Origin of the sequence: Glycocaulis albus (assembly GCF_014639075.1) — a bacterium.
GTDB lineage: Bacteria > Pseudomonadota > Alphaproteobacteria > Caulobacterales > Maricaulaceae > Glycocaulis > Glycocaulis albus.
This window is the reverse complement of record NZ_BMFS01000005.1, coordinates 96,099-122,582: the sequence shown is the minus strand read 5'-3', so window position 1 is coordinate 122,582 and position 26,484 is coordinate 96,099. Positions and strand designations below refer to the sequence as shown.

Annotated in this window: 22 protein-coding genes, 1 tRNA gene and 1 pseudogene; 10 read left to right on the top strand and 14 right to left on the bottom strand. The window is 63.1% G+C overall.

Going from position 1 to position 26,484, the window contains the following annotated elements; genetic code table 11:
• Nucleotides 1–163 precede the first annotated feature (163 nt).
• Entirely contained in the window at nt 164–1,639 is a 1,476-nt protein-coding gene (rimK, locus tag IEV75_RS07070) for a 30S ribosomal protein S6--L-glutamate ligase (protein ID WP_188451859.1), read from the top strand.
• A 79-nt stretch (nt 1,640–1,718) separates the two neighbouring features.
• On the opposite strand, the gene IEV75_RS07065 is transcribed toward rimK, so the two are convergent.
• Both IEV75_RS07065 and IEV75_RS07060 read right to left on the bottom strand, forming a co-directional pair.
• A complete protein-coding gene (locus IEV75_RS07065; RefSeq protein ID WP_217979994.1) occupies nt 1,719–2,219 on the bottom strand; it encodes a fasciclin domain-containing protein in 501 nt (166 codons plus the stop codon).
• A 241-nt stretch (nt 2,220–2,460) separates the two neighbouring features.
• Nucleotides 2,461–2,534, bottom strand: a tRNA-Gly gene (locus IEV75_RS07060).
• A 146-nt stretch (nt 2,535–2,680) separates the two neighbouring features.
• On the opposite strand from IEV75_RS07060, the gene msrC reads away from it, so the two are divergent.
• Nucleotides 2,681–3,181, top strand: a complete 501-nt coding sequence (gene msrC / locus IEV75_RS07055; RefSeq protein WP_188451858.1) for a free L-methionine (R)-S-oxide reductase MsrC — start codon at nt 2,681–2,683, stop codon at nt 3,179–3,181.
• Between the two features lie 114 nt (nt 3,182–3,295).
• On the opposite strand, the gene IEV75_RS07050 is transcribed toward msrC, so the two are convergent.
• From IEV75_RS07050 to IEV75_RS07030, 5 genes are all read right to left on the bottom strand, one after another.
• Nucleotides 3,296–3,784, bottom strand: a complete 489-nt coding sequence (locus tag IEV75_RS07050) for a hypothetical protein (protein WP_188451857.1) — start codon at nt 3,782–3,784, stop codon at nt 3,296–3,298.
• A gap of 25 nt (nt 3,785–3,809) precedes the next feature.
• The gene (locus IEV75_RS07045; RefSeq protein ID WP_188451856.1) at nt 3,810–5,048 is read right to left on the bottom strand and encodes a hypothetical protein; all 1,239 of its coding nucleotides are present in this window, start codon (nt 5,046–5,048) and stop codon (nt 3,810–3,812) included.
• 228 nt (nt 5,049–5,276) lie between these two features.
• Nucleotides 5,277–5,552 (bottom strand): DoxX family membrane protein, encoded by a 276-nt coding sequence (locus IEV75_RS07040; protein WP_188451855.1) that lies wholly within the window; start codon nt 5,550–5,552, stop codon nt 5,277–5,279.
• A gap of 68 nt (nt 5,553–5,620) precedes the next feature.
• A complete protein-coding gene (locus IEV75_RS07035) occupies nt 5,621–7,864 on the bottom strand; it encodes a S9 family peptidase (protein WP_188451854.1) in 2,244 nt (747 codons plus the stop codon).
• 263 nt (nt 7,865–8,127) lie between these two features.
• Nucleotides 8,128–9,612 carry a sigma-54-dependent transcriptional regulator gene (locus IEV75_RS07030; RefSeq protein WP_188451853.1) on the bottom strand — a complete coding sequence of 495 codons (1,485 nt, stop codon included), beginning with the start codon at nt 9,610–9,612 and terminating at the stop codon, nt 8,128–8,130.
• Nucleotides 9,613–9,929: 317 nt separating this feature from the next.
• On the opposite strand from IEV75_RS07030, the gene IEV75_RS07025 reads away from it, so the two are divergent.
• The 6 genes from IEV75_RS07025 to IEV75_RS07000 all read left to right on the top strand — a co-directional run bounded on the left by IEV75_RS07025 (nt 9,930) and on the right by IEV75_RS07000 (nt 14,754).
• Nucleotides 9,930–10,868 (top strand): alpha/beta fold hydrolase, encoded by a 939-nt coding sequence (locus IEV75_RS07025; protein WP_188451852.1) that lies wholly within the window; start codon nt 9,930–9,932, stop codon nt 10,866–10,868.
• A 74-nt stretch (nt 10,869–10,942) separates the two neighbouring features.
• Nucleotides 10,943–11,236 (top strand): aa3-type cytochrome c oxidase subunit IV, encoded by a 294-nt coding sequence (locus IEV75_RS07020; protein ID WP_188451851.1) that lies wholly within the window; start codon nt 10,943–10,945, stop codon nt 11,234–11,236.
• Nucleotides 11,237–11,334: 98 nt separating this feature from the next.
• Nucleotides 11,335–12,459 (top strand): Re/Si-specific NAD(P)(+) transhydrogenase subunit alpha, encoded by a 1,125-nt coding sequence (locus tag IEV75_RS07015; protein ID WP_188451850.1) that lies wholly within the window; start codon nt 11,335–11,337, stop codon nt 12,457–12,459.
• A gap of 130 nt (nt 12,460–12,589) precedes the next feature.
• On the top strand, nt 12,590–12,925 hold the full coding sequence (locus IEV75_RS07010) for an NAD(P) transhydrogenase subunit alpha part 2 (RefSeq protein ID WP_188451849.1): 336 nt from the start codon (nt 12,590–12,592) through the stop codon (nt 12,923–12,925).
• A complete protein-coding gene (locus tag IEV75_RS07005) occupies nt 12,922–14,328 on the top strand; it encodes an NAD(P)(+) transhydrogenase (Re/Si-specific) subunit beta (protein ID WP_188451848.1) in 1,407 nt (468 codons plus the stop codon). Before IEV75_RS07010 ends, IEV75_RS07005 begins: the two co-directional genes overlap by 4 nt.
• A 120-nt stretch (nt 14,329–14,448) precedes the next feature.
• Nucleotides 14,449–14,754 (top strand): 7(1) septoil knot domain-containing protein, encoded by a 306-nt coding sequence (locus IEV75_RS07000; protein WP_188451847.1) that lies wholly within the window; start codon nt 14,449–14,451, stop codon nt 14,752–14,754.
• 111 nt (nt 14,755–14,865) lie between these two features.
• Here IEV75_RS07000 and thrS read toward each other — a convergent pair whose 3' ends face one another.
• Together thrS and glpK are read right to left on the bottom strand one after the other, a co-directional pair.
• Nucleotides 14,866–16,701: a threonine--tRNA ligase gene (thrS, locus tag IEV75_RS06995; protein ID WP_188451846.1), complete on the bottom strand. Its 1,836-nt coding sequence runs from the start codon at nt 16,699–16,701 to the stop codon at nt 14,866–14,868.
• Nucleotides 16,702–16,797: 96 nt separating this feature from the next.
• On the bottom strand, nt 16,798–18,294 hold the full coding sequence (gene glpK, locus IEV75_RS06990) for a glycerol kinase GlpK (RefSeq protein WP_188451845.1): 1,497 nt from the start codon (nt 18,292–18,294) through the stop codon (nt 16,798–16,800).
• A gap of 80 nt (nt 18,295–18,374) precedes the next feature.
• Between glpK and IEV75_RS06985 the strand changes: the two genes are divergently transcribed.
• Together IEV75_RS06985 and IEV75_RS06980 are read left to right on the top strand one after the other, a co-directional pair.
• Nucleotides 18,375–19,325 carry an alpha/beta fold hydrolase gene (locus IEV75_RS06985; protein WP_188451844.1) on the top strand — a complete coding sequence of 317 codons (951 nt, stop codon included), beginning with the start codon at nt 18,375–18,377 and terminating at the stop codon, nt 19,323–19,325.
• On the top strand, nt 19,322–20,242 hold the full coding sequence (locus IEV75_RS06980; RefSeq protein WP_188451843.1) for an alpha/beta hydrolase: 921 nt from the start codon (nt 19,322–19,324) through the stop codon (nt 20,240–20,242). Before IEV75_RS06985 ends, IEV75_RS06980 begins: the two co-directional genes overlap by 4 nt.
• Before the next feature lie 67 nt (nt 20,243–20,309).
• Here IEV75_RS06980 and IEV75_RS06975 read toward each other — a convergent pair whose 3' ends face one another.
• The 5 genes and pseudogenes from IEV75_RS06975 to IEV75_RS06955 form a co-directional block, all read right to left on the bottom strand.
• Nucleotides 20,310–21,764: a flavin-containing monooxygenase gene (locus tag IEV75_RS06975; protein ID WP_188451842.1), complete on the bottom strand. Its 1,455-nt coding sequence runs from the start codon at nt 21,762–21,764 to the stop codon at nt 20,310–20,312.
• Nucleotides 21,765–21,771: 7 nt separating this feature from the next.
• Nucleotides 21,772–22,236, bottom strand: a complete 465-nt coding sequence (locus IEV75_RS14075; RefSeq protein WP_444542680.1) for a hypothetical protein — start codon at nt 22,234–22,236, stop codon at nt 21,772–21,774.
• Nucleotides 22,237–22,296: 60 nt separating this feature from the next.
• Nucleotides 22,297–23,589: pseudogene (locus tag IEV75_RS06970) on the bottom strand (AMP-dependent synthetase/ligase); the annotation flags it as partial.
• Nucleotide 23,590: 1 nt separating this feature from the next.
• Nucleotides 23,591–24,454 carry a beta-keto acid cleavage family enzyme gene (locus tag IEV75_RS06960; protein ID WP_188451839.1) on the bottom strand — a complete coding sequence of 288 codons (864 nt, stop codon included), beginning with the start codon at nt 24,452–24,454 and terminating at the stop codon, nt 23,591–23,593.
• Complete coding sequence (locus tag IEV75_RS06955) at nt 24,451–26,415, bottom strand: acetyl/propionyl/methylcrotonyl-CoA carboxylase subunit alpha (RefSeq protein WP_188451838.1); 1,965 nt, start codon at nt 26,413–26,415, stop codon at nt 24,451–24,453. Before IEV75_RS06955 ends, IEV75_RS06960 begins: the two co-directional genes overlap by 4 nt.
• Between the last annotated feature and the right edge of the window lie 69 nt (nt 26,416–26,484).

Below are 26,484 nucleotides of genomic sequence, written 5' to 3'. Positions count from 1 at the left end.
TCGAGGCTCGCCAAGCGCAGATATATCTTTCCGGGCCGGAAGAAATTGACATCCATCCCGCAAGCAGGCCCGATGGACGCGGGAAGAATTGCGCGCTAAGGCACGCGGCTGGCGGGCAAGCCCGCCAGCATTATCAGGGCGCCAGAGGACTATAGAGGATTTGATGGATCAACCGTTCGTACTGGGTTGGGAAGAGTGGGCGTCCTTCCCGGAGCTGGGCATTCCGGCGATCAAGGCCAAGGTCGATACCGGCGCGCGCACCTCTGCGCTGCATGCGGTATCGGTAGAGCCGTTCGGACCGGACAATGCGCCACAGGTGCGCTTTGTCATCCACCCCATCCCCAGCCAGCCCGATGTGGAGATCACTTGCGCGGCGCCAGCCGTCGACCGGCGCGAGGTCACCTCGTCCAATGGCGAGTCCGAGCTGCGCTGGGTGATCGAGGCGATGGTCAAGGTCGGCGCGCGCGAGTGGCCTATCGAGCTCACCCTGACCAACCGGGAAAGCATGAATTACCGCATGCTGCTGGGCCGCACGGCCATCCGCGACGGCATCGTGGTCAACCCGGCCGTCTCCTACGTGCAGGGCAAGATCGGCTACAAGGTCTATTCAGACTATCCGCGCCAGAAGCCGGTCAAGCGCCCGCTTCGCATCGCCATACTGACCCGCGAGCCGACCAATTACTCCTCGAAGCGCCTGAAAAAGGCTGCCGAGGAGCGTGGCCACGTTGCCGAGATGATCAATACGGCGCGCTGCTCGATGGGCATTAATACGCTCTCGCCTGCCATCTACTATGATGGCCGCCGCCTGCCCCGTTTTGATGCGGTGATCCCGCGCATCGGCGCATCGATGACCAATTACGGCATGGCGGTGATCCGCCAGTTTGCCATGACCGGCGCCTATATTCTCAATCCGGCCGCCGCCATCGGCGCCAGCCGCGACAAGCTTTACGCCCACCAGCTGCTGGCGCGTGCCGGCATCGGCATGCCCTCGACGGCCTTTGCCCACTCGCCCAAGGACACCAAGACCCTGATAGAGCTGGTCGGCGGCGCGCCGCTGGTGGTGAAACTGCTGGAAAGCACGCAAGGCCGGGGCGTGGTACTGGCCGATACCAAGAAGGCGGCCGAAAGCGTGATCGACGCATTTCGCGGGCTGGAAGCCAATTTCATCGTTCAGGAATTCGTCAAGGAGGCAGGCGGGGCCGACATTCGCTGCTTCGTCGTCGGCGGCAAGGTGGTAGCAGCCATGAAGCGCCAGGCCTCCGCTGACGAATTCCGCTCCAATTTGCACCGGGGCGGCACGGCAGAAGCGGTCAAAATCACCCCCGAGGAGCGATCCACAGCCGTGCGGGCCGCCAAGGCGATGGGATTATCGGTAGCGGGGGTGGACCTGCTACGCTCCAATTCCGGGCCAAAAATCCTGGAGGTCAATTCCTCGCCGGGTCTGGAAGGCATTGAGCGCACAAGCGAGAAAGACGTCGCCGGCATGATCATCGAGTACATGGAAAGCCAGGTGCAGACGCTGATCGTTCCACGTGCCGCACGCCGCAAGGGCGCACTGAAGGCCTCCGACGCGCCGGAGAATACCGAGCTCAAAGCCATTGAAGCCAGCGGCAAGGCCAGCGAGGAAGCCGGCGAATAGCCCTACCCTCAAAGACAAAAAAGGGCCCGCCGCAGGGGAGAACGGCGGGCCCTTCCAAATGCCGAATCTATGGAGGGGATCAGTTCGGCAGGATGACGGCGTCGATCACGTGGATCACGCCGTTGGAGGCTTCGATGTCGGCGGTGATGACGTTGGCGCCATCCACCGTGACCGAGCCGTCTTCACCGACGACGACATTGACCGTGGAGCCTTGCAGGGTTTCCAGATCATAGCTGCCGGGATCGATGCTGTCGGACATGTAGCTGCCCGCAACCACGTGGTAGGTCAGAACGGCCTGCAGCTGCGCCTGATTTTCCGGCATCAGCAGGGTGTCAACCGTGCCTTCCGGCAGGGCGGCAAAAGCCGCATCGGTCGGCGCAAAGACGGTGAACGGGCCTTCGCCTTTCAGGGCGTCAACAAGATCAGCGGCCTGCACAGCGGCGACCAGCGTGTTGAAGTCGTCAGCGGCCACAGCCGTATCGACGATGTCGGCAGGCTCGCTGTGATGGTCGGCAAGCACCGGCGCGGCCAGAAGGGCAGCGGCAGCGGCGGTCGAGGAAATCATGGCAGTCAGACGCATGGAATAGTCTCCGTTTCAGTTGCCGGAACGAAGCCGGGCGTCCGGGGGAAACCGGCCAGCCTCGCGATACCGGAAAGCGGTATCTGATATTCAATACGCGATAGAACAAAGCCCGGATCACCGGGGGGCGGGAAATTTGTTTGAGGCGGCAGAAATGGTTATTCCGATCCCGTCAGGGAAGGACCACCGCCCGCCCGTGTCCGCGCGAACGCGAAGGGTAGGCTCAGCACTGACGGAAAAATGGAGCGGGTGAAGGGAATCGAACCCTCGTCTTAAGCTTGGGAAGCTTCTGCTCTACCATTGAGCTACACCCGCGAGGCGCATTGCACAGAACCGATGTACGGCGAAGGCCGAGCCCATGCAAGGGGCTGATGCCGGGCGGGAAAGCGCACGCCACGCCTCTGGCGAGGCGGCCCATTCACGCCTAGATGTCACATCATTGCTGCTGAATGAGGATGCCCATGGCCGAAGCCCTTTCTACCGCACCCGCAGGCGAAACGCTTGAACAAGCCTATGTCCGCGTGGCGGAGGAGATTGCCGCCATTGTGGCAGGCGAGACCAGCGAGACGGCGCGCTTTGCCACGGCGGCCTGCGTGCTGGCACAGAATTTTGCCCCGCGTTTCTTCTGGACGGGCTTCTATGTGGTCGACCCGCTAAAGCCGGCAGAGCTGGTGGTTGGCCCGTACCAGGGCACGCTGGGGTGTTTGCGCATTCCCTTTGGCAAGGGTGTGTGCGGCGCGGCGGCGGCGAGCGGCGAGACGCAGCTGGTGGAAGATGTCCATGCCTTCCCCGGCCACATAGCCTGCGACAGCCGATCAAACTCGGAAATCGTCGTGCCGGTATTCCGGGCCGACGGATCGCTGGCGGCGGTGCTGGACGTGGACTCTGAAAGCCTTGGCGCCTTCGGTCCGGAAGACAGGGACGGGCTTGAAGCGATCTGCCAGGTTTTGCTGACGGCGTAATTCAAGCCATGAAACCCCGGGCGAGCTTTGCGAGACCCGTGGCCTCTATCAGAACTATCCTGAAACTGGTCCCGGACAGCCCTCCGGACTTCCGGGAGCTCAGCGAGACCCGGCCTAGAACAGCCCCAGGAACTTCTTGCGCTGGGGCGGCGCTTCCGGTTCGGGCGCGCCATCCGCCCACCCTGCATCCGTTTCCGGCGCCACCGGCTCGACGGCCGGCGCCTCACCGGCAAAGCCCGTATCGGCATGGTCACCGGCAATGGAGGGCGCCGGATCGGCCTTCGGGCGCGCGGGCGCTGCAGCCATGGGCGGTTCGGGTGTGCAGATATCCGCGTCACACAGGGCGTGGCCCAGCACGCCGGATGTGTTCAACGGCAAAGGCGAGTAAGGGCCTTGCGTGTCGGCAAGGCCAAGCTGGCTGCGCAATTCCATGCGGAAGGCACCGGCACGCGTTTCGATGCGGTGGCGGCGGTCGGCCTCCTCTCGCAGGCGTGACAGGTCTGCCGGGCGCGGGGCGCGCACGGCAATCGCGCCTTCATCACGCACCTTGGCCAGTGCGGCGCGGGCGCGGTCCAGATCCAGCCGGGACGGTGTATCGTTCATATCATTGCTCCTTGCCCGCCAGCCCTCAGGCCTTGCGAGCATACCATTCAACGCCGCCGGTTTGCGAGATCATCACCACATCCACATCCCCGCCAACCCCGGTCTGGGTCATGTGAAGGCTGCTTTTTAGGATGTTGAGTTCCACAAGTGCCTTGGAGGTTTCTGCTATCTGGCGCTTGCCGGAGGCCGAGACCACCTGGATGAAGGGGTTGATGAACTCCTCCTGGCTGACCTGATGGGAGGCCTTGATGAAATGACCGGTCAGTGCCGGCAGGGCGCTCTGCCCGATGCGCTCCATCACCTCGCCTGCCTTGCTGTCATCAAGTCCCGCCTCGCGCAGGGCCGTTTCGGCGGCCGCCTCGTTGGTGATGAGGTTCATCGAGATCATCATGTCGAACATGAGCGGGTGGATGCCGCGCAGGAAGGCATGGGTCATGTCCGCTTGTGCAAACGTGCGCACAAAGGCGTTCGGCCCGTCATCCACGCCCACAGCCGTGGTCTCGTCATGAGCGCGCTTCATCACGCCGTCTACGAGGATGGAGGCGTAGTGATGGACATAGACCGGGAAAATGTCGGCTGTCCCCAGACCGGCGAACACAAGGCCCGCATAGGGTTCCAGAAAGGCCGGCTTGGTGACGATCATGTAGGCAAAATCGAACAGGCGCGCGCGCATCGCCTCTTCCTGCCCGAACGCGCCCAGCGCATCGGCGATCAGCTGATCGAGCATGGCGCCGTACAGCTCGTAGAAGCGTTCCCGGGTCAGATGACCAAACACCTCCAGGTCCGCTCGCGGACGGCCGCTCTCATCATTGGCAAGATGGCTGCGATAGAGCTCCAGAGCAGCCTCGAAGGCGGCTGCATCGTCTTCATACCCGGCGCCCGGATAGCTCGCCATGGCGCGCGCATGATTCATCAGGGTGAGGAAGGCGGCGCGCATCAGCTCCTCGAACTCCTCGCGCTCCTCGCGCTCGGGGAAAAGCTTGCGATTGCCGTCCACGAAGGCAAAAAAGGCTTTCGCGCACTCGGCCACGCTTTCAAATTCTGCGCTGCCATGCTGCTGGCGGAAGGCGTGGGCGATCTGCGACCAGGAGCGGCCCAGCACATCACCGCGCGAATAGACCATGAGCGCGACCGAGCCATTGAGCGGCAGGATTTTCTCCGCCTCCAGCGTGACCACCGGGTCCGGCCCGCCGCCATAGGTGACCGCACTGTCAGCGGCGAGCGCCACGGCCTGGCGGTTCATGATCATCACTTCAGACGTCATTGGCCCATTTTCCCCTCGCTGGCGCGATGTACCCGCCAGTCTTTTTCCGGTCCCTCTGCCGGCCTGCTGGCCGCCCGTTAACAGAAGGTTACTGCGAAAAATCGGGCGATGTTAAGGTCAAAAGGGCCGGTTAACCGTGTTTGAAAGCCCAGCCTGTGCGCTAAATGCCACGGCGGCGGCAGACAGGATCAGGCTTTCGGCTTTGTTATCCGGCGCTCCAGCCAGTGATCAGCTGACCAGCGCCCCGCAGATGAACTGGGTGTAGACCGAGAGTGGCGCCATCAGCTCTGGCATGATGAAGCCGGACTGGCCCAGAAAGCCGACAAACTCGGCCATGCGCTCAGCTGAGCTGATATTGTCGACCGTCCCCCACATAAGGAAACTGCCAGTCAGCAGCCTAAGCGCCAGCAGGCCAAAGTCGGCCGGCGCAAAGCTTGCCAGGGCAAGGTGCGTGACTGGCCATCCGGCCAGACCTCCTGCAAACCGTGCACGTCGGCAATCCATGTCCGCTCCCCCGTCTCGAAGGCTTTCAGGCGGGCAGTGAAGCGGACCGGCTCTGTGGGTACAGGGTCTTATCGTTCAGGCCACAAATGCCGGTCGAAGAAGGCCATCTGTGTCTTCAGAAGGTGAATCTGCAAGGGCGGCGGGCGGATTCCGTGGCGCTGGCCGGGATAGGTCATCATCTCGAACAGCTCCCCGCGCTCCTGCAGTTCGGCAAACAGGCGGGTGGAGTGATCGAAGGTCACATTGTCGTCGGCCATGCCGTGAATGACGAGAAGCGGCGTCTCATAACCATCAAGATGGGCAAACACCGACCCGGCCTCGTAGCCTTCCGGATTCTCCTGCGGGGTGGACATGAAGCGCTCGGTGTAATGCGTGTCATAGAGTGACCAGTCGGTCACCGGCGCACCAGCAATCCCGGCGGCAAACCGGCCCGGTGCCTGAAGCGTGGTCATCAGCGTCATGTAGCCGCCATAGGACCAGCCCCACAGGCCCACCCTGTCCGCATCAACGAAATCGCGCGCCTGCAGCCAGTCAAGGCCCGCCAGCTGGTCTTCGACCTCGAGAATGCCCATGCGCAGATGCAGGGCGGCCTCGAAGGCATGACCGCGGTTTGAGCTGCCCCGGTTGTCGACCTTGAAGAGGACATAGCCGGATTGGACCAGGATCTGGTCACGCAAGGACTGCCAGCCCGTGTGTACGGTCTGCACGCCGGGTCCGCCATACACCTGCACGATGGCCGGGCAAGGCGTGGAGGCCGTGCAATGGTCCGGGCGGTACATCTGCCAGTGCAGATCGGTCTCGCCATCGGCGGCTGTCAGTGTGCCGTATTCGGGCCAGACATGGCGGGCGAGATAGGGCGCGTAAGGATGGGTTTCATCGAGCGGGTTTTCCTCCACCCAGGCGATCCGCTCCCCGTCCATGGCAAAGAGCGCGGTGCTGGGCGGTGTCTCCACATCCGAATAGGTGCCGATAAAGCCCGATCCGCCCGATCCGACAGAGACACTCCAGCGGCCCTGGCCTTGCGTGAGGCGCACGGGCTCATCGCCCTCAAGGCTCACCGAGTAGAGATGGCGCTCCAGCGGGCTTTCCATCCAGCCGGTAAACCAGACCGTGCCGCTCTCCTCATCCAGGCCGGCAATACCATCGACCACCCAGTTGCCGGAGGTGAGGTCCTCAGCTGTCCCGTCGGCATGGACACGGCGGATATGCCGAAAGCCGGACTGTTCGGAGAGATAGAGCAGCCCCCCGCCGGCGGTGGTGTGCAGATCGTGATCGAGATTGATCCAGGTATCCGCCGTTTCGGTGATGCGCCTTGTGGCATCTTCAGCTCCGGTCGTGGGGTTCAGGGCCAGCAAATCCCATTGCGTCTGTGCGCGGTTCTGGCGCTGCACCCACAAGGTTCCACCAGACCGGCTCCAGTTGACGCGGTTGAGATAGATATCGGTTTCATCACCCAGGTCCATGTCGACCACCTCGCCGCTGGCGAGGTCGATCACATGCAGGGTGACAATGGCATTGGGGGTGCCGGCTCGCGGATAGCGCTGCTCGGAGACGGACACGCCCTCGGCGGAAATGCCGAAACGCTCCACGACCATGACGGGGCTTTCATCCACGCGGGCAACGGCGATGCGGCTGTCATCGGGCGACCACCAATAGCCGGTGTAGCGGCTCATTTCTTCCTGCGCGACGAATTCGGCCATACCCCAGCTGATCAGGCCGCCACCTTCTGTCGTCAGGGCGCGCTCCTCGCCAGTCGCCAGATCATGGACCCAGAGATTCTGGTCACGGATGAAGGAGACATAGCCGCCGCGCGGGCTGACCTTGGCGTCGGTCTCGAACGCTTCAGTCTCCGTCAGGCGGCGGGCCTCGCCGCTCTCCACGTCGACATAGAAGACATCGCCGTCCAGCGGCACCAGAACGGCGTCGCCGGCTTCGTCCCAGTCATAGCTGACGACGCCTGTAGCGGTGATGCGGGCGCGCTCGCGGAACTGGATTTCCGCCTCTGTCAGCTCGCGTTCTTCGGGTGCCAGCTGGCGCGCATCTACGAGCACATAGGTGCGGCCCGTCTCCACATCCATCGCCCAGAGATCCTGAACCGTACGGTCCTCCTCCTTGGCGCGCAGGAAGGTGATCCGGCTGCCATCAGGCGAGAAACGCACCGAGCGCGCCGTGGGGCCGGTCAGATCAGGCGAGGCGTAGAGCCGTTCAATCGTTAGCCGCTCACCCTCCTGCTCGAGAACCGGCGTTGCGGCCTCCTGACACGAGGACAGGGCCAAAGCGGCAGGCAGAAGGGTAATCAGGACAGCGCGCATGAGAAAACGTCCGGGCAGTTGAAACCTGCCCGGACGCTACAAGGCTGATCGATTATTGGCCAGAGTTTGAAGGCGCATAGGTTTGATCCGTTGTCATCCTCCGGCCGCGTAGCGGTCCGGGGGACCCATGCCTCTTTAGTTTCCGCAACGCATCCGCGTTGCGATGTTCCGCGAAAAGTCGCGGGCGCGAAGGCCTGTCCCCGGCTTGATCGGGGATTGCCCGCAGCGACGCACGGATGTGCGGAGCATCTGAGGACCACCCATCAACCCGCCTCGCGGAAATTGTCCACTTCGAGATCGTACTCTCGCACCTTGCGGTACAGCGTGGAACGGCCAAGGCCGAGCCTGCGCGCCACTTCCGCCATGCGGCCCGAATAGGTCTCGATGGCAAAGGCGATCAGGTCGCGCTCGATGGATTCCAGCGGCCGCAAATGCCCGCCCGCGTCCGTAATATCCACCGGGAACGCAGATACGTGACCATTGCTCTCCTCTCCGGTCTCGTCCACCGGCTCGGCAGGAGCAGCTGTCTCGGCAACCGCAGCCGGACGCTCGGCTTCGGCTGAGCGCAAGGTCGGGTTCAGCCCGGAAATCTGCGGAAAATCCTCTGGCGTCAGATAATCCCCGTCGCACAGAACCACGGCGCGGAACACCGCATTTTCCAACTGGCGCACATTGCCCTTCCAGTGATGGCGGGCGAGCATGTCCATTGTCTCCGATGTAGCATCCAGCACGGTCTTGCCCTCTTGCGCGTTGAAGCGCGCAATGAAGTGGCGCACCAGAGCCGGGATGTCGTCGGCCCGCTCGGCAAGGCTTGGCACCTCGATGGGGAAGACATTGAGGCGGTAGAACAGGTCTTCGCGGAAAGCGCCGCATTTGACCTGCTCGGCCAGATCGCGGTTCGTCGCCGAAACGATGCGAACATCGACCTTCACCGGCTTCTTGCCGCCGACCGGGTCAACCTCGCCTTCCTGCAGGGCGCGCAGCAGCTTCACCTGCATGTCCAGCGGCAACTCGCCGATTTCGTCAAGGAAGAGCGTGCCGCCATCAGCCTCCTGGAACTTGCCCATATGCTTGGCCACCGCGCCGGTGAACGCACCCTTTTCGTGACCGAACAGGGTGGATTCCACCAGGTTTTCCGGGATCGCACCACAGTTCACGGCCACGAAAGGACGGCCTGCCCGGTCGGACGCCGCCATGATGGAGCGGGCGACCAGCTCCTTGCCGACGCCGCTTTCCCCGGTGATGAGGATCGGAATGTTGGACTTGGCCGCGCGCTCGCCCAGCCGCACGACCTGACGCATGGCGGGTGCCGACGCGATCATGTCCTTGAAGCCGAGCTGGCCGGACTGGGTGCGCTTCAGGCGCGTCACCTCGCCGGTCAGATCCTTCACCTTGAAGGCATTGCGGATGGAGACCGCGATACGTTCCGGGCTGGCAGGCTTCACGAAGAAGTCGACCGCACCGGCACGCATCGCCTTTACCACCGTCTCGATACCGCCATGGGCGGTGAGGACGATGACCGGCAGGTCCGGCTCGCGCGCCTTGATCGCCTCGAGCGTTTCCTGACCGTCCATGCCCGGCATGACCATGTCCAGCAGCACGACATCAATGCCGCCGCGGCGGATGCGGTCGAGACCGGCTTCTCCGCTTTCGGCCATTTCAGGGTGATGCCCCTGCTTTTCCAGAACCGCCTGCATCAGGCGGCGTTGCGTCGGATCGTCATCGACGATCAGGATTGTCTTGGCCATGTCACCCACACCTTTTTTGTCCCACCTTGGTGAGGCGTGCCCCGGCCCTTTGTGACCATTCCGCAGTTTTCTGCGTGAACGGCCAGGCTCTGTTGTGGACCCGCCCCTTGATGCGCACCGTTATGGGACACTTCCGGTTAAGGTCACGTGTAGAGACCGGTGAGAAATGGTTAGGGTAAATAGAGGGTTAGCAATAGGTTGAGAGGAAGCTGACCGGCGCTGATTGACGCATCGCGCCTGCGGGCCTACCCAATGCCTCCCTTCTGCCGCCGGGGACGCTGCTGCCCGGCCCGTCATGTAAACGGACGGATTTCCTGATGACCGAACGCGAACGCCCGCCCTCTCCGCTTGCCGCACTCAAGGGTGAAAAGCTGACGGGCCCGAAATGGTTTGCCCGCGCCCTGGAGACAGAGTGCGAGACCGGTACTGTATCACGGCTGGATACCGCTCTTTCCTGGAAGGCATGGGGGCCGCGCGGCGCGCCGGGCCTGATCCTGGTTCATGGCGGCACGGCCCACAAGGGATGGTGGGACGCAATAGGGCCCTTCCTCGCGGCTGAAGGCTACCGCGTTGTGGCGCCAGATCTGGCCGGCATGGGCGATAGCGGTTGGCGCGAGACCTATTCGATGAACGATCATGCGTCCGATGTGCTTGCCGCGGCCGAGGCTGGCGGCGCGTTCGAAACCGGAAAGCCGGTACTCGCCGGGCATTCCTTTGGCGGGTTCGTCACGCTGAGCGCGGCCATCGCCATCGGTGAACATTTCGCGGCCGGTATCATTCTGGACAGCCCGATCCGCCCGCAGACCGAGCAACGCGAGGGGTCGCCGCCGCGCCGGGGCGGCCGTGTTTACAAGGACACCGGGACAGCGCTGGCCCGCTTCCGCCTCTTGCCGGACCAGCCTTGCGAGCATCTCTGGCTGCTGGACCATATCGCGCGCGGTTCGCTGAAAGAGACGAAAGGCGGCGTGACGTGGAAGTTTGATCCGGATCTGTGGGCGAAGCTGAGCTGGGAGCGGCGCGATCCCGAGAAGGCTGCGGCAAGCCTGAAATGTCCGCTGGCGTTCGTACGCGGCGCACAATCGCGCCTGATGCAGGCCGAAACCTGGGACTACATGCGCACCGTGTTCACAGCTTCGCCCTTCGTCAGCGTGCCCGACGCCAAGCATCATCTGATCCTTGACCAGCCGCTTGCGGTTGCCAGCGTGCTGCAAGCCCTGTGCGAGGGCTGGGCAAAGCAGGCGAAAAAGCACGCCTGAGCGGTATTGGCCCCCGGTCAAACCCATGCTAATTGCCGGATCAACAGCCTCTACTGACCAGACGGAGCTCCGACATGGCATCTGAATACACCCGCGGCGAAATGAATATTTCCGAGCAGCAAGGCATGTTCGTGGGCGTGATGAAGGCGGGCGTCTCCTCGTCGCTGGTGCTGGCCTACACGGTTGTATTCCTGACATTTGCTTTCGCCACCGGCTCTGGCTGGTTCACCGCGCTCGGCTTTGGCCTGGCTGTCGGTGTCATTGGCGGCGTGATCATGAAGCAGGGGCCGTGGTACTGGCTGACCACCGGTGTTCTGACGGTGCTGACAGCCATTATCGGCCTGGCAATCGCAGTGTTCACGGGCTAAGCCCGGGCCGTTAACCAAATTTCGCCTTTGCGCATCATCGAGATTCGCGCATTGTGACATCCTGAGTATCTCCCGCCCCGGCCGGACAGGATGTCACCATGCGCATAGCCGTTCTCACCGAAACATTTCCCGGCGAAGCCCGCGTGGCCGCCACGCCGGACTCGGTGAGGGCGCTTATCAAGGCCGGTGCCAGCGTATCGGTGGAAAAGGGCGCAGGGCTTTCCGCCAGTGTGACAGACGCGGCCTATCAGGCGGCGGGTGCAAATTGCGTAACCCGTGCCGCAGCCATCAAGGATGGCGAGGTTTTCCTGACCGTGCGCCGCCCCGATGCGGCAACCCTTGCCAAGCTGCCGAAGGGCGCTGTGCTGATCGGGCTTCTCGATCCGCATGGGGACAAGGATTTTGCCAAGGCCTGCGCCGATGCGGGCGTCAACGCGCTGGCGATGGAATACACGCCGCGCATCACGCGCGCCCAGTCCATGGACGCGCTTTCTTCACAGTCCAACCTGGCTGGCTACCGGGCGGTTATCGAGGCCGCCACGCTCTATGGCCGCGCCTTCCCGATGATGATGACGGCTGCCGGAACGGTCGCCGCCGCGAAAGCCTTCATCATGGGCGCGGGCGTTGCGGGCCTGCAGGCTATCGCCACCGCACGGCGTCTGGGCGCGATCGTGTCGGCCAATGATGTGCGTCCCGCCGCCAAGGAACAGGTCGGCTCGCTGGGCGCAAAATTCATCGCTGTCGAGGACGAGGAATTCAAGGCCGCCGAGACCGCTGGCGGCTACGCCAAGGAGATGAGCGATGACTACAAGGCCAAACAGGCCGAACTGGTCGCTGCTCATATCGCCAAGCAGGATATCGTGGTGACAACCGCGCTGATCCCGGGCCGTCCGGCGCCACGCCTCATCACGAAGGCCATGGTGGAGACGATGAAGCCCGGCTCGGTCATCATCGACATCGCCGCCGCCACAGGCGGAAACTGCGAGCTGACCAGGGCCGATGAGGTCGTGGAGCATGGCGGCGTGAAGATCGCGGGCTTCACCAATCTGCCTGCGCGCCTCGCTGCGGATGCCTCGCAGCTTCTGGCCAAGAATTTCGTCAATCTTGCCCCGCTATTGCGGGATGAGGCTGGCGCGCTCTCGCCTCAATGGGAGGACGAGATCATCAAGGGGATGACGCTGACGCGCGATGGCGCAGTCGTTCATCCTTCCCTCGGAGGATAGACCCATGAAACGCCGCATCACACAGATTGTCATGGCCGGTGTGGCCATCGTCACGCTGAGCGCCTTTGCCGCCGCAGCGGTATTCCTCGGCTAGCAGACAGAGCCTCAGCAACGGGGCGGAGTGAGACGTATGGAAGCCATTGATCCGAATATCTACCGGCTGGCGATTTTCGTGCTCGCCATCTTTGTGGGCTATTATGTGGTGTGGTCGGTGACCCCGGCCCTGCACACGCCCCTGATGAGCGTGACCAACGCCATTTCCTCGGTAATCATTGTCGGCGCGCTCTTGGCCGCTGGTGCAGCAGCAACCGGCCTCGACAGCCGGTTTGCGCAAGGCACAGGGCTTCTCGCCGTGGTGCTCGCCTCGATCAATATTTTCGGCGGCTTCCTCGTCACCCAGCGCATGCTGGCCATGTACAAGAAGAAAGAGCGTCCGGCGGCAGCGCCCAAGGAGTCCGGCGAATGACCCCCAATTTTGCCGCCCTGTTCTATCTCGGCTCGGGCATTCTCTTCATTCTGGCGCTGCGCGGGTTGTCCAATCCCGAAACCGCCCGCCAGGGCAATTATTTCGGCATGGCAGGCATGGCGATAGCCATCACGACCACGCTGTTATTGCTCGATATCGGCTTTACCGGCTTCATCGTGATCGCCGGCGCAATAGCCGTTGGCGGCACGATAGGTGCGGTGATTGCGCGGCGCATCGCGATGACGGCCATGCCTCAGCTGGTCGCCGGGTTCCACTCTCTCGTCGGTCTGTGCGCAGTGCTCGTAGCAGCGGCTGCACTTTACGCCCCCACAGCGTTCGGCATTGCCGACGAGATGGGCGGCCTCAAAGCCCTGTCATTGATCGAGCTAGGCATTGGCACGGCCATCGGGGCGATTACCTTCTCCGGCTCGGTCATCGCCTTCATGAAACTGCAGGGCATCATGTCCGGCGCGCCACTGGTGTTCAAAGGCCAGCACTGGCTCAATCTCGGGCTCGGCATTGCCTGCGCCGTCTTCATCGCGTTTCTGGTGGCTTCCGGCGGCGACGCGAAAGCTGCGTTCTGGATCATCGCGGTTCTGGCACTGGTGCTGGGGGTCTTGCTGATCGTGCCGATTGGCGGGGCTGACATGCCTGTCGTCGTCTCCATGCTCAACTCGTATTCGGGCTGGGCCGCAGCTGCGCTCGGCTTCACGCTGGAGAACACGGCGCTGCTGGTTACCGGCGCGCTGGTGGGCTCATCGGGCGCCATCCTTTCCTACATCATGTGCAAGGGGATGAACCGCTCCTTCATTTCCGTGATCCTTGGCGGGTTCGGCGGCGAAAGCGTGGCGTCTGCCGCGGCCGATACCGGCGGGCGCATCGTCAAGCAGGGCTCTGCCGATGATGCCGCCTTCATTCTGAAGAATGCCGGCAAGGTCATCATCGTGCCGGGCTATGGCATGGCGGTGGCGCAGGCCCAGCATGCGCTGAAGGAAATGGGCGATGCGCTCAAAGCCGAAGGGGTAGACGTCTCCTACGCCATCCACCCTGTAGCGGGCCGCATGCCCGGCCACATGAACGTGCTGCTGGCCGAAGCGCAGGTGCCCTATGACGAGGTATTCGAGCTGGAGGATATCAACTCCTCCTTCTCGCAGGCCGATGTGGCCTTCGTCATCGGTGCCAATGACGTGACCAACCCGGCCGCCGAGGACGACCCGTCCAGCCCGATTTACGGCATGCCTGTCCTGCAGGTGTGGAAGGCGGGCACGGTGATGTTCATCAAGCGCTCGCTGGGCTCTGGCTATGCCGGGGTGGAGAACCCGCTCTTCTTCCGCGACAACACGCTGATGCTGCTGGGCGATGCCAAGAAGATGACCGAGAGCATCGTGAAGGGCATGCATTAGGAATGCATTTCCCTCGTCCCGAGGAGGCCTGAAAGGCCGTCTCGAAAGACGAGGGCGAGGTCTTCACCGCGCGTTCATGAGCGTTCTGAAAGCCTCTCCCGCCAGGGAGGGGCTTTTTCCATGTTGATTGCTGCTTCACCGCTGATCATGGCCGCGCTGGCCGCCAGCCCGCCTGTGGGGCCGGACTGCGCCTATAACGGCATTCCCCTGCAGGGCAGGGTTCAGGTGGTGAGCAGTTTTCCCGACATCAAGGTGGAGTTGGTCTCCAGCTTCCCCGATATCCGGGTGCAGCAGGTCACGAGTTTTCCCGATTCCTGCGGGCGCTGGCAGTTCGTCGACAGCTTCCCGGACTTCACGGTGCAGTTCGTGACGAGCTTTCCCGATATACGGGTGGAGTATGTAACGAGCTTTCCAGGCGTCAGGTGAGGATCCCAACAACGTGAAACCCCGGAAGCGCGCAGCGCTGTCCGGGGCCTCTATCTGCCAGTTCTGCGCAAGGTCCCGGCTCTCGCCATGCCCGGCCGGGAGTCCAGCCATTCACGCAGGCTGATCCACCCGCGTGTTGATCTCTTTGGTGATGCGGGCAATCACATCGTCCACACTCACCGTGCCGAGATCGCCATGATCGCGGTGGCGCAGGGCGACTGTGCCGGCCTCGGCCTCGGCATCGCCGACGACGAGCATGTAAGGGATTTTGCGGTTCTGCGCGTTGCGGATCTTCTTCTGCATACGCTCGCCAGCCAGATCGGCTTCCACGCGGATGCCCGAATGGACCGATTTGGTTTCCGCGTTGAACAGCCGTTGCTGCACCTGTTTGGCATATTCCTCATGCCGGTCGGCAATCGGGATCACGACCGCCTGAACGGGCGCGAGCCAAACCGGGAACTTGCCGGCATAATGCTCGATCAGGAAGGCGACGAAGCGCTCATGGCTGCCCAGCGGCGCGCGGTGGATCACATAGACCGGCTGCTTGGAACCGTCCTCTGACGTGTATTCCAGATCGAAGCGCTTGGTGGCCATGAAGTCTAGCTGGTTGGTGGAGATCGCGTACTCCGTGCCGACGACGGACTTCGCCATGAAGTCCACTTTGGGCCCGTAGAAGGCCGCCTCGCCGTCAACTTCCTTGTACGGATAACCGGACTCGTCCATCGCCTCTTTCAGGATGCCCAGCGCCTTCATCCAGCCTTGCGTATCATCGACATATTTGTCGAGATTGTCGAAATCGGGCAGGGAGAGCCGCATCCAGAAATCCTCGATGCCGAACATGCGATAGTATTTCGCATGCATGTGCATCACGGCCAGAAACTCGTCCTTGGCCTGATCCTCGCGGCAATAGATATGCGCGTCGTTCTGGCAGAAGCCGCGCACCCGCATCAGCCCGGACAGGCCGCCCGACGCCTCATAGCGGTAGACCTGTCCGTATTCGGACAGACGCACCGGCAGATCGCGATAGCTCCACTGGTCGTGGGCGTAGATCATGTGGTGGTGCGGGCAGTTCATCGGGCGCAGATAGTATTCCTGCTCGTCGATCATGATCGGCGCGTACATGTCCTCGGCGTAGTACGGCAAATGCCCGGACTTGTGATACAGCTCGCCCTTGGTGATGTGGGGCGTGGAGACGCGCTGGTATCCGGCGGCGCGTTCTTCCTGACGGGCCAGATGCTCCAGCTCGTCGCGGATCACATTGCCGGCCGGCAGCCAGAGCGGCAGGCCCGCGCCCACCTCTTCCACGATGGTGAAAAGACCCAGCTCCTTGCCGATCTTGCGGTGGTCGCGCTTGGCCTGCTCCTCAAGGCGCAGGATTTCCGCGTCCAGCTCTTCCTTGGTGTCAAAGCACAAGGCGTGGATACGCTGCAGCTGCGGGTTCTTAGCATCCCCGCGCCAATAGGCGCCGGCGATAGAGCGCAGCTTGAAATGGCCGACCTGGCCGGAATGATCGACATGCGGTCCACGGCATAGATCGACGAAATCACCCAGCTTGTAGAAGCTGACGGAGTCCAGGCCGTCCCCGGCAACACTCTCATCGCCGGTCTCCTTGGCAATCGCCGTGGAGCCCTTGTCGCGCAAGAGTTCCAGAAGCTCGACTTTGAAGTCCTGCCCCTCGCGGCGCATGTACTCGATGGCGCTGTCAATCGGCAGCTCCTCGCGCACCATGGCAATGCGCTCCTTGCGCATTTCCTTCATGCGCTTCTCGATAGCGGTCAGGTCTTCCGGCGTGAGCGTATTGGGCAGGTTGATGTCGTAGTAGAAGCCGGTCGCGGTCGCAGGCCCCACACCGAACCGGGCCTCTGGCCAGATTTCCTTCACGGCAGCGGCCATCAGATGGGCCGCCGTGTGGCGCTTCGTATCGAGGGGGAAGTCTTGCTGTGACATGGGCTTCTTGATGGTAATGGGTGACTGGTAAGGGACCGGATTTAAGCGCGTGCGCTGCACAAGTCCATGACCGGATTCCACGTTGATGTAATATTATTACATTGTGGTGCGCCGGAGCGCGTCCGCCCACCCCGCCAGATGGCGCGTCCGCCAGCCCGGATCCGCCGTCGGAGCGAAGCGCTGATCGGCTTTCCACAGACTCGCAGCCTCGCTGATGGAGGCAAAATGCCCGGCCCCGAGGCCTGCCAGAAAAGCCGCGCCCCAGGCGGTCGTTTCCGTATTCACCGGCCGCACCACCTCCAGATCGCAGATATCAGCCAGCCGCTGCAGGAAGGCGGCATTGGCCACCATGCCGCCATCAACTTTCAAGGTGAGCGTTTGCGCACCGTCAGCGCGCATGGCGGTGAGCAGATCATGGGTCTGGAAGGCGGTGGATTCCAGCGCCGCCCGTGCAATCTCCGCCCGGCCTGCCCCGCGCGTCAGGCCGGTGATGAGCCCCCTCGCCTCCGGCTGCCAGTGCGGCGCGCCAAGGCCGGTAAAGGCGGGCACCAGATAGACCGGCGCATCCGGGTCGGCACTTGCCGCCAGCGCCTCCACCTCAGACGCCTTGGAGATTAGCCCCAGTCCGTCACGCAGCCACTGGATCGTTGCTCCGGCAGAGAGGACTGACCCCTCCAAAGCAAAGGCGGACCTGCCCTCCAGCCGCCAGGCGGTCGTCGCCAGCAGGCGGTTCTGCGAGGTCACGCGCGTCTCGCCCGTATTGAGGATCATGAAGGCGCCGGTGCCATAGGTCGATTTCATCTCGCCCGGCGACAAACAGGCCTGACCGATAGCGGCGGCCTGCTGATCGCCGGCAGCACCAGTAATCGGTATCGCATGGCCGAGGACGGACTTGTCGGCGACACCCAGCTCGCCTGCGCAATCGGCCACTTCAGGCAGGATGGCACGCGGTATATTGAACAGGCGCAAGAGCTCTGCGTCCCAGTCCTGCGCTTCAAGATCATAAAGGCTGGTGCGGCTGGCATTGGTGGCGTCTGTGATGTGGCGTTTGCCCCTGGTCAGCCGCCAGATGAGGAAGCTCTCCACCGTGCCGAAGGCGAGCTTTCCGCCTTCGGCCTTCTTGCGTGCGCCCGGCACATTATCGAGGATCCAGCCAATCTTCGTGGCGGAAAAATACGGGTCCAGCACCAGCCCGGCCTTGCCGGCCACCATCGCGCCCGCGCCATCGGCCTCCAGCTTCGCGCACGCCTCGCCCGTGCGCCGGTCCTGCCAGACAATCGCATTATGCACCGGCTCACCGGTCTGGCGGTCCCAGACCAGAGTCGTCTCGCGCTGATTGGTCACGCCAAGGCAGGTGATCTCATAGCCTTTCGCCTCGCCCGCCTTGATCGCCTTGCGCGCGGTGGAGAGGACCGTCGCCCAGATCACTTCCGGGTCATGTTCCACCCAGCCGGGCTTGGGGTAGACTTGCGTGAATTCTTCCTGCGCCAGCGCGATTACGCTGCCTTCAAGGCCGAACACCATGGCGCGGCTGGAGGTCGTGCCCTGATCGATAGCCAGAATGGCAGGCACTTTGCGCGAGCGGCTGAGCATGGCGTCTCCCCATGATGCCAAGACGGTGGCAGCGGTATCAGAATGCAGGCTAAACTCATCAAAGCAAAGCGTAAGGGGGCATGATGAGCGGGTTCCAGCCAGACTTCGTGGACAGCGCGACCGGCGCGCGCCTGGCGCTGCGGGTCATGGAGGCCCAGGGCCCGGCAAAGGGCATCGTGATGATCCATCACGGGCTTGCCGAGCATGGCGGGCGCTATGAACGCTTCGCGCGCTATCTTTCCGGCCGCGGCTTTCACGTCAGCGCGCATGACCATCGTGGCCACGGCCAGACGAGCGCGCCGGATGCGCCGCCGCGCGTCTATGCGCTCAAGGACGGCTGGAACAAGCTTATGGGTGATGCCCGCTTTGTGCGCGGGCACATGCAGAAACGCTTTCCCGGCCTGCCCGTGATCGTGTTCGGCCATTCAATGGGCGGGGTGATCGCCATGAATCAGGCCATGGACGAACACGGCTCGCTGGCCGGCGTGGCCGTGTGGAACGCCAATCTGGCGCTGGGGAGCCTTGCCGGGCTGATGCGGGCGGTGTTGTGGCTGGAAGGTTTTGTCCGGAAGCCGTCAGAGCCGAGCCTGTGGCTGAACGCACTCACTTTTGAGGCCTGGGGCAAGCGCGTGCGCAAGGCGCGTACCGATTGCGACTGGCTGTCGCGTATCCCCGAGGAGGTCGACGCCTATATCGCCGATCCGATGTGCGGCTGGCCGGCCTCGCGCCTTTTGTGGCGGGATTTCGTCAACGGGTTTGAACGCGGCGAGGATGGCGCGCGGCTGGAGAACATGGCGCGCGACCTGCCGATCCATCTGGCCGGTGGCGGGGCTGACCCGGCCACCAATAATGGCAAGGCGGTCAAGATTCTCGCCGGACGGCTTTACAATAACCGCTTCACGCGCGTGACCATGCGTCATGATCCCAAGGGGAGGCACGAAACACTGAACGATATCGGCTATGAGCAGGCTATGAGCGATTTTGCCGGATGGGCGGAGCGCATCATTGCAGAGGGGCGTGAACCTGTATGACCATCGAGACCATTCCCGCCCGCAAGGGGCTGCGCCTGCGCTCATTCCTGGGCCGCCGCATGGCCCGCAAGGCCGGAAGATCCAGCCTGTCACCCGCCACCAGCGCCGAGCACGCACGGGCCCGCATGGACAAGGCAGGCCGGCAATTGCCCATGCCGAAGGATGTGGAAGTGGCACGCACCGAGATTGGCGGCCTTGATGCGCTCGCCTTCGCGCCGGAAAGCGCCCGTAACGGCATGCTGGTCTATCTGCATGGCGGGGGATATTCGCGTGGCTCGGCGCTCAGCCACCGCGCACTGGTCGCACGCATGGCGGCCGCGTTTTCCCTGAACGCCATTTCGGTCAATTACCGCATGGCGCCTGAACACCCCTGCCCCGCTGCAATCGAGGACGCGGTGGCGGCTCTGGAAGCTGTGATGGCAAATGAGACCGGGCCGGTGATCCTGGCCGGCGATTCCGCCGGCGGCGGTCTGGCGCTGGCTGCGGCCATACGCCTGCGCGATGCGGGCAGGCGTGTGCCCGATGCGCTGTATCTGCTCTCGCCGTGGACAGACCTTTCGATGAGCGGCGAGAGCGTGAAAACCAGGGCGCTGCGTGATCCGATGCTCAACCCGGATTATCTCGGTGCAGGCGGGGCGCTCTATCTGGGCGGACGGCCCGGCACTGACCCTGAAGCCTCACCGCTCTTTGCAGACCTCCACGGCTTGCCCCCAACCCTCATTCAGGTGGGGTCGGACGAGATCCTCCTGAGCGATTCCACGCGTCTGGCCGAGAAGCTGGAAGCGGCGGGCGTCCCTGTGGAGTGCGAAGTCTGGGAAGGCATGTGGCATGATTTCCAGATATTCTCACCCCTCATCCCCGAAGCCGACTGGGCAATTGACCGGGCGCGCGTCTGGGTGGAATTGCAGCTGGCTTGAGAGCGCACGCGAGCTTCCCCTCATCCTGAGGAGGCCTGAAAGGCCGTCTCGAAGGACGAGGGATACGCTAAACCGCTTCCCAGTCCCCATCATCATTGCGCTTTAGCGTGCGGGCGAAGCGGTAAGCCAGCCCTTCCCAGTTCTGCGTGATGACGCCGTCCGCTGTCTTGTACCAGGAAGGGCAGTCTCCGGCCCAGACAGTCTTTGAGAGGCGCGTTTGCAGCTCCGCATTATAGCGGCTTTCTGCGTCTGGCCGGACGGAGAGGGATTTCAGCCCGCCATCGATGATCAGGCTAACCTTGTCGGCGACATATTCCGCCTGGCGTTCCACCATGAAGATGATGGAGTTGTGGCCGAGATTCGTATTCGGCCCGTAGAGCAGGAAGAGTTTGGGAAAGCCCGCGACCGCCACGCCCTTGTAGGCACGCGGGGACGCGCCCCATACATCACGCAAGCAGCGGCCATCGGCGCCCGTCACCTCCAGCGTGGGCAGGAATTCTGTGGTGACAAAGCCGGTGGCCATGATCAGCGTATCCGCGGGGACGATCTCGCCACTGGCCGTCTCCACGCCGTCGGGAAGAACGCGGGCGATACCATCGGTGACGAGACGAACATTCTCGCGCTGCATGACCTCGAAATAGTCATTGGACAGCAGGATGCGCTTGCAGCCGGGTGAGTAGTCCGGCATCAGCTTCGCGCGCAGATCCGGATCCTTGATTCCCTTGTTGATTTTCCGTCTGCCTGTCCAGCGCGTGAAGCGGCTGGCGAGAGAGCCCCTGACCAGCGCCGGATAGCGCAATTCATGGATCAGGAAGCTGCCCCAGCGATAGAGGCGCTGCCAGCCGGGAATATGCGCGAAGGCCCATTTCTCGACCGAAGTGAACGCGCGGTCCGGCTTGGATATGATCCAGTTGGGCGTGCGCTGGAAGACGGTCAGTTCGCGCGCCCGCTCACTCACTTCCGGTAATAGCTGGATGGCGCTGGCGGCGTTGCCGATCAGGGCCACGCACTGGCCGCCGAGCTTCACGGAACGGTCCCAGCGCGCCGTGTGCAGGACCGGCCCGGCGAAATCTGAAAGACCGTCAATCTCAGGCGTGAAGGGCTCGGAAAGCTGACCCACAGCGCTGATGACCACGCGGGCGCTGGTCTGGCGTCCATCGGCAAAGCGCGCCTGCCAGCGGCCTTCGCCTTCATCGAATGTCAGTGAGCGGACAGCTATGCCTGCGCGCAGATGCGAACCAAGTCCGAAGCGCTCTGCGCAAGTCTCAAAATATTCGAGTATCTCGTCCCTTAGCGCGTATTTCCGGCTCCAGTCGGATTTGAGTGCGAAGGAGAAGGAATAGAGATGGCTCGGCACATCACAGCCGGCGCCCGGATAGCGGTTATCGCGCCAGACCCCGCCAAATCCGTCTGACTTCTCGGCAATTATGAAGTCCTCAAGCCCGCGCTGCTTCAGGTGATAGCCCATGGCGATGCCGGACATGCCCGCCCCGATGAGGAGCGTGTCCACACGTTCGGGCAAGGCCATCTCACTTGGCATAGAGGCTTTCGACGATCTCCCGGTTGCGCTCGATCACCACCTTGCGCTTGACCTTCATGGTGGGGGTCAACTCGCCGCCTTCCACGCTGAATGCGCCGGGGAGCACAGCAAACTTGCGGATGTTTTCCACGCGTGCATGGCGGGTATTGAGCTGGTCGACGCCATCCTGCAGCGCCTCGATCACCTTGGGGTGGTTGCGAATATCGCCTTCAAGGCCATGCTTTTTGGCAAAGGCGGCCAGACCGTCCGCGCTCAAGGTCAGCAGGGCAGAAAGGTAGGGCTTGGCATCGCCGACCACGACGGCATGCTCCACCAGCGCGATATTCATCAGATCGGTTTCAAGATTGGCCGGGGTGATATTCTTGCCGCCTGCCGTGATGATGATGTCCTTGATCCGCCCGGTGATGAAGACAAAGCCGTCATCATCAATATTGACCACGTCCCCGGTGCGCATCCAGCCATCGCCAGTGAAGCTGTCGGCCGTAGCGTCATTATTCTTCATATAGCCCTTGAAGATGTTCGGGCCCTTGACGAGAAGCTCTCCCTCCTCGGTAACGCGTGACTGCATGCCCGGGACCAGCTTGCCCACCGAGCCGAGGCGCACCGCGCCTGGCGCATTGAAGGTGGACGGGGCGGAGGTTTCCGATTGGCCGTAACCTTCATAGATCACCAGATCGAGCCCGGCGAAAAAGCGCAGGACTTCCGGCGAAATCGGCGCGGCGCCGGAGATCAGCATGCGCGATTTGTCGAGGCCCAGCGCGTCCTTGACCTTGGACAGGACCAGCTTGCCGGCAAGGGCTTTCTGCAGGGAGAGAAGCGGCGATACCGGCTTGCCGTCAATCTTCGCCAGATTGACCTTACGGGCGGTATCCATGGCCCATTTCGCCATTTTCGCCTTGGTACCGGTGGCTTCGGCAAGGCGCCCCTGAATGGTTTCGGCCATCTTCTCCCAGACGCGCGGCACACCGAAGAAGATGGTGGGCCGGCAGGCTTTCAGATCCTCGGCCAGCGTCTCCATGGAGCGCGCAAACCAGAGCGTGCCGCCCGCCGCGGCGTGATTGTGGACCGAGGCCTGCTGCTCGGCGATATGGGCAATCGGCAGATAGGAAAGCGAGCGATCGCCTTTCTTGCGGCCAAACATCTCGATCAGGGCGGACGCGCTCCACGCGATATTGCCATGGCTGAGCATCACGGCCTTGGGCGGTCCGGTGGTGCCAGAGGTGTAGATCAGCGTCGCCACGCCATGTTCTTACAGCGCATCGAGGCGGGCGAGCAGCTCTGCCTCGTGATCCTCGGTGCCGAGCGCCATGAAGGCGTCCCAGCTCATCGTGCCTTCAGGGGCCTCTGCTCCGCGCATGACGATGATGTGGGCAAGGTTCGGGCAATCAGTCTTCAGCTCCAGCGCCTGACGAGCCTGACCGGCATCTTCCACCAGATAGACCGGGCTTTCGGAATGCTGGAGAATGTAGGCGATCTCGGGCGGGGCACTGGTCCAGTAAATGCCTGCCGGCTTGCCGCCCGCCATCATCGCGGCGTTCGCCATAATCGTCCATTCCGGCCGGTTGAAGCCCAGAATGGCAACGGACTGGTCCTTGCCGAAACCCAGCGCCAGAAGCGCGCGTCCGGCCTGTCTGGCCTCTGCCGAATACTCAGACCAGCTGCGCGTTTCCCAGTCCCCGCCATTGTGAAAGACATAGGCGGGCGCGTCCGGCTCCGTCTCGCCATTTTCGAGTACGCGCGCCGGGGTTGATGGGAAGCGCCTGCCTCCCGCAAGACGTGGCAGATCAGAGGCCGTCGCGGCTACCATTTTATCCTCCCCCAAGCTTCATCAGTGCACGGGCTTCTTGCGGGGAGGCGATCTCCCGGCCCGCATTCCTGGCACATTGAACCAGAGCTTCGATCAGCGCGCCATTGCCTGATGCGCGTTCCCCGTCCGGCAGGTAGAACGTGTCCTCCAGCCCGGTTCGCAGCATGCCGCCCAGTTCCGCCGCACGCTGATGCACAGGCCAGATCTCTGTGCGCCCGATGAGTGTCGTCTGCCAAGGGTCGCCTTCGCGCTTGTATTCGGTCAGCAGCTCCAGCAGGCGCGCATCGCACGGCATGCCGGAGGCCACACCCATCACGAAGTTGTAGTGGGCGGACGGGGCCATCCCGTTCTCGATGTACATGTTGACCGAACGGACAATGCCGACATCGAAGCATTCAAACTCCGGGTGGGCGCCGGTTTCGGCCATGGCATCGATCATGGTCTGGATCTTCTCCACCGGGTTGTCGAACATCATGGGCGGCCAGGCCCATGACCCGTCACTCCTGAGTTTGAGATAGTTCAGTGAGCCCGCATTACACGCGGCGATTTCCGGTTTGACCTTGCGGATGCAGGCCACCGGCCCGGACACGTCCGGACCGACAATGCCGGTCGTCTGGTTGATGATGACGCCGGGGCAGGCATCGCGGATCGCCTCGCACATTTCCAGCGCCAGATCGGGATCCCAGCTGGGGAAACCGCCAAGCCCCTCTTCCTGCATGCGAAAATGCACATGCATGACGGCGGCGCCGGCATCGTAGGCCTCACGCGCACTCGCCGCCATTTCAGCAGGGGTCACAGGTACGGGGTGCTGCTTGGGATTAGTCAGCACGCCATTGATCGCGCAGGTGATGACGGCCTTGCTCATGGATTTTGTCCTTCAAGTTCGAGCTCGATCAGAAGCGTGCCGCCTGCGGCCTGCTGGCCGGCGGCGGCGTGTACCGCCTTCACCACGCCGTTGGCAGCGGCGGTGAGGCGCATTTCCATCTTCATCGCTTCCATCAGGGCGAGCACATCGCCCGCCTTCACCACATCGCCGGGCTTCACATTCACAGCCACCAGTGCCCCGGAGACGGGAGCGGTAATGCGCGACGGATCGGCGGCGCTGGCATCACTGAAAGCGGAGGGCTCACGCACCGCGACGATACGGCAGTCGAGCGCGATGTGGAGCGTGCCGTCCGTGCCTTCAGCCACACAGGCCTGCCGGTCCACACCGTCGAGGCGGTAGCGCAAGTATGGTGCGTCTTCCTCCAGCAGGGTGATGGCATGGCGGGCGTCGCCAAGGCTCACTGTGACGGCGTGCGCGCCATCCTGCTCGACGAAGACGTCCATCGCCTCGCGATCGGCTTCCAGCGGCAGGGTGAAGCTTCGGACCGACCCGCCGCGTACCGCGCCCTGGGCAGGTGAGGCCAGCAGCGCGGCCGCCACCGCAATCGCTTCGCCGGGTACAGACTCTGGCGCGAACGGACCGCTGACGGACGCCGCCCAGTCGTCCAGATCAGAAATCGTCACCGCGCCCGTGCGGAAAGCCTTGCTGTCGAGCAGCCGGATGAGGAAATCGCGATTGGTCTTCACCCCCAGCATCGGCGCCTTCGCCAATCCGGCGATCAGCAGATCAATCGCCTCGCCGCGGCTGGGCGCGTAGCTGATGATCTTTGCGACCATGGCGTCATAGGCCGTCGACACCGTGTCGCCAGTGACAAAGCCGGTATCGATACGCGTTTCACGCATGGCACGTTCGGGGTCGAAATAGGCAATGACGCCCGATTGCGGCTTGAACCCGTCCAGCGGGTCTTCGGCATAGAGACGCACCTCAATGGCATGGCCCCACGGCGCCACACTCTCCTGCTCGACGGGCAATGGGCCGCCCATGGCAACGATGAACTGCCACTCGACAAGGTTCATCCCGAAGACTTCCTCGGTCACGGGATGTTCGACCTGCAGGCGGGTATTCATCTCCAGGAAGTAGAATTTCCCGTCCGCATCGAGCAGGAATTCCACCGTGCCGGCGCCGACATAGCCCACCGCCTTTGCCACCCGCACCGCTTCTGCGCCCATGGCGGCGCGCAAGGTCTCGTTGACGGCGGGCGACGGGGCTTCCTCGATCACTTTCTGGCGGCGGCGCTGGGCCGAGCAGTCGCGCTCGCCGATATGGATCGTATTGCCGTGGGTGTCGGCGAAGACCTGCACCTCCACATGGCGGGCCGGTGTGATCAGCTTTTCCAGCAGAACGGCATCGTCGCCGAAGGCGGATTTGGCCTCGCGCCGAGCGGACACAAGCGCCTCTGCAAACCCGGCGCTGGAGTTCACCGCGCGCATGCCGCGCCCGCCCCCGCCTGCCACCGCCTTGATCAGCAACGGATAGCCGATAGCGTCAGCCTGCTTGATCAGATTGGCGTCGGACTGATCCTCGCCCTGCCAGCCGGGCACCATGGATATGCCGGAAGCCGCCAGCAGCGCCTTGGCGCGCGCCTTGTCGCCCATCGCCTCGATGGCTTCGGGTGGCGGGCCGATGAAGACAATGCCTTCAGCGGCGCACGCCCGCGCGAAGGCAGCGTTCTCCGACAGGAAGCCATAGCCGGGATGGATGGCGTCTGCGCCGGTTTCCTTCGCCGCCGCTATGATCGCGTCGATATTGAGATAGCTTGCCGACGCCGCTGCCGGGCCGATATGCACGGCGATATCCGCTTCGCGCACATGCAGGGCGTCCGCATCGGCGTCGGAATAGACGGCGATGGCGCGTATATTGCGGCTCTTGGCGTAGCGTAAGACCCGCACGGAGATCTCGCCGCGATTGGCCACCAGAACGGATTTGATGGGAGTGGTCATGGCGCGGCATCTCCATCAATACCGGCCCAATTTTGCGTCATTCCGGAAACGCCGAAGGCGTTATCCGGA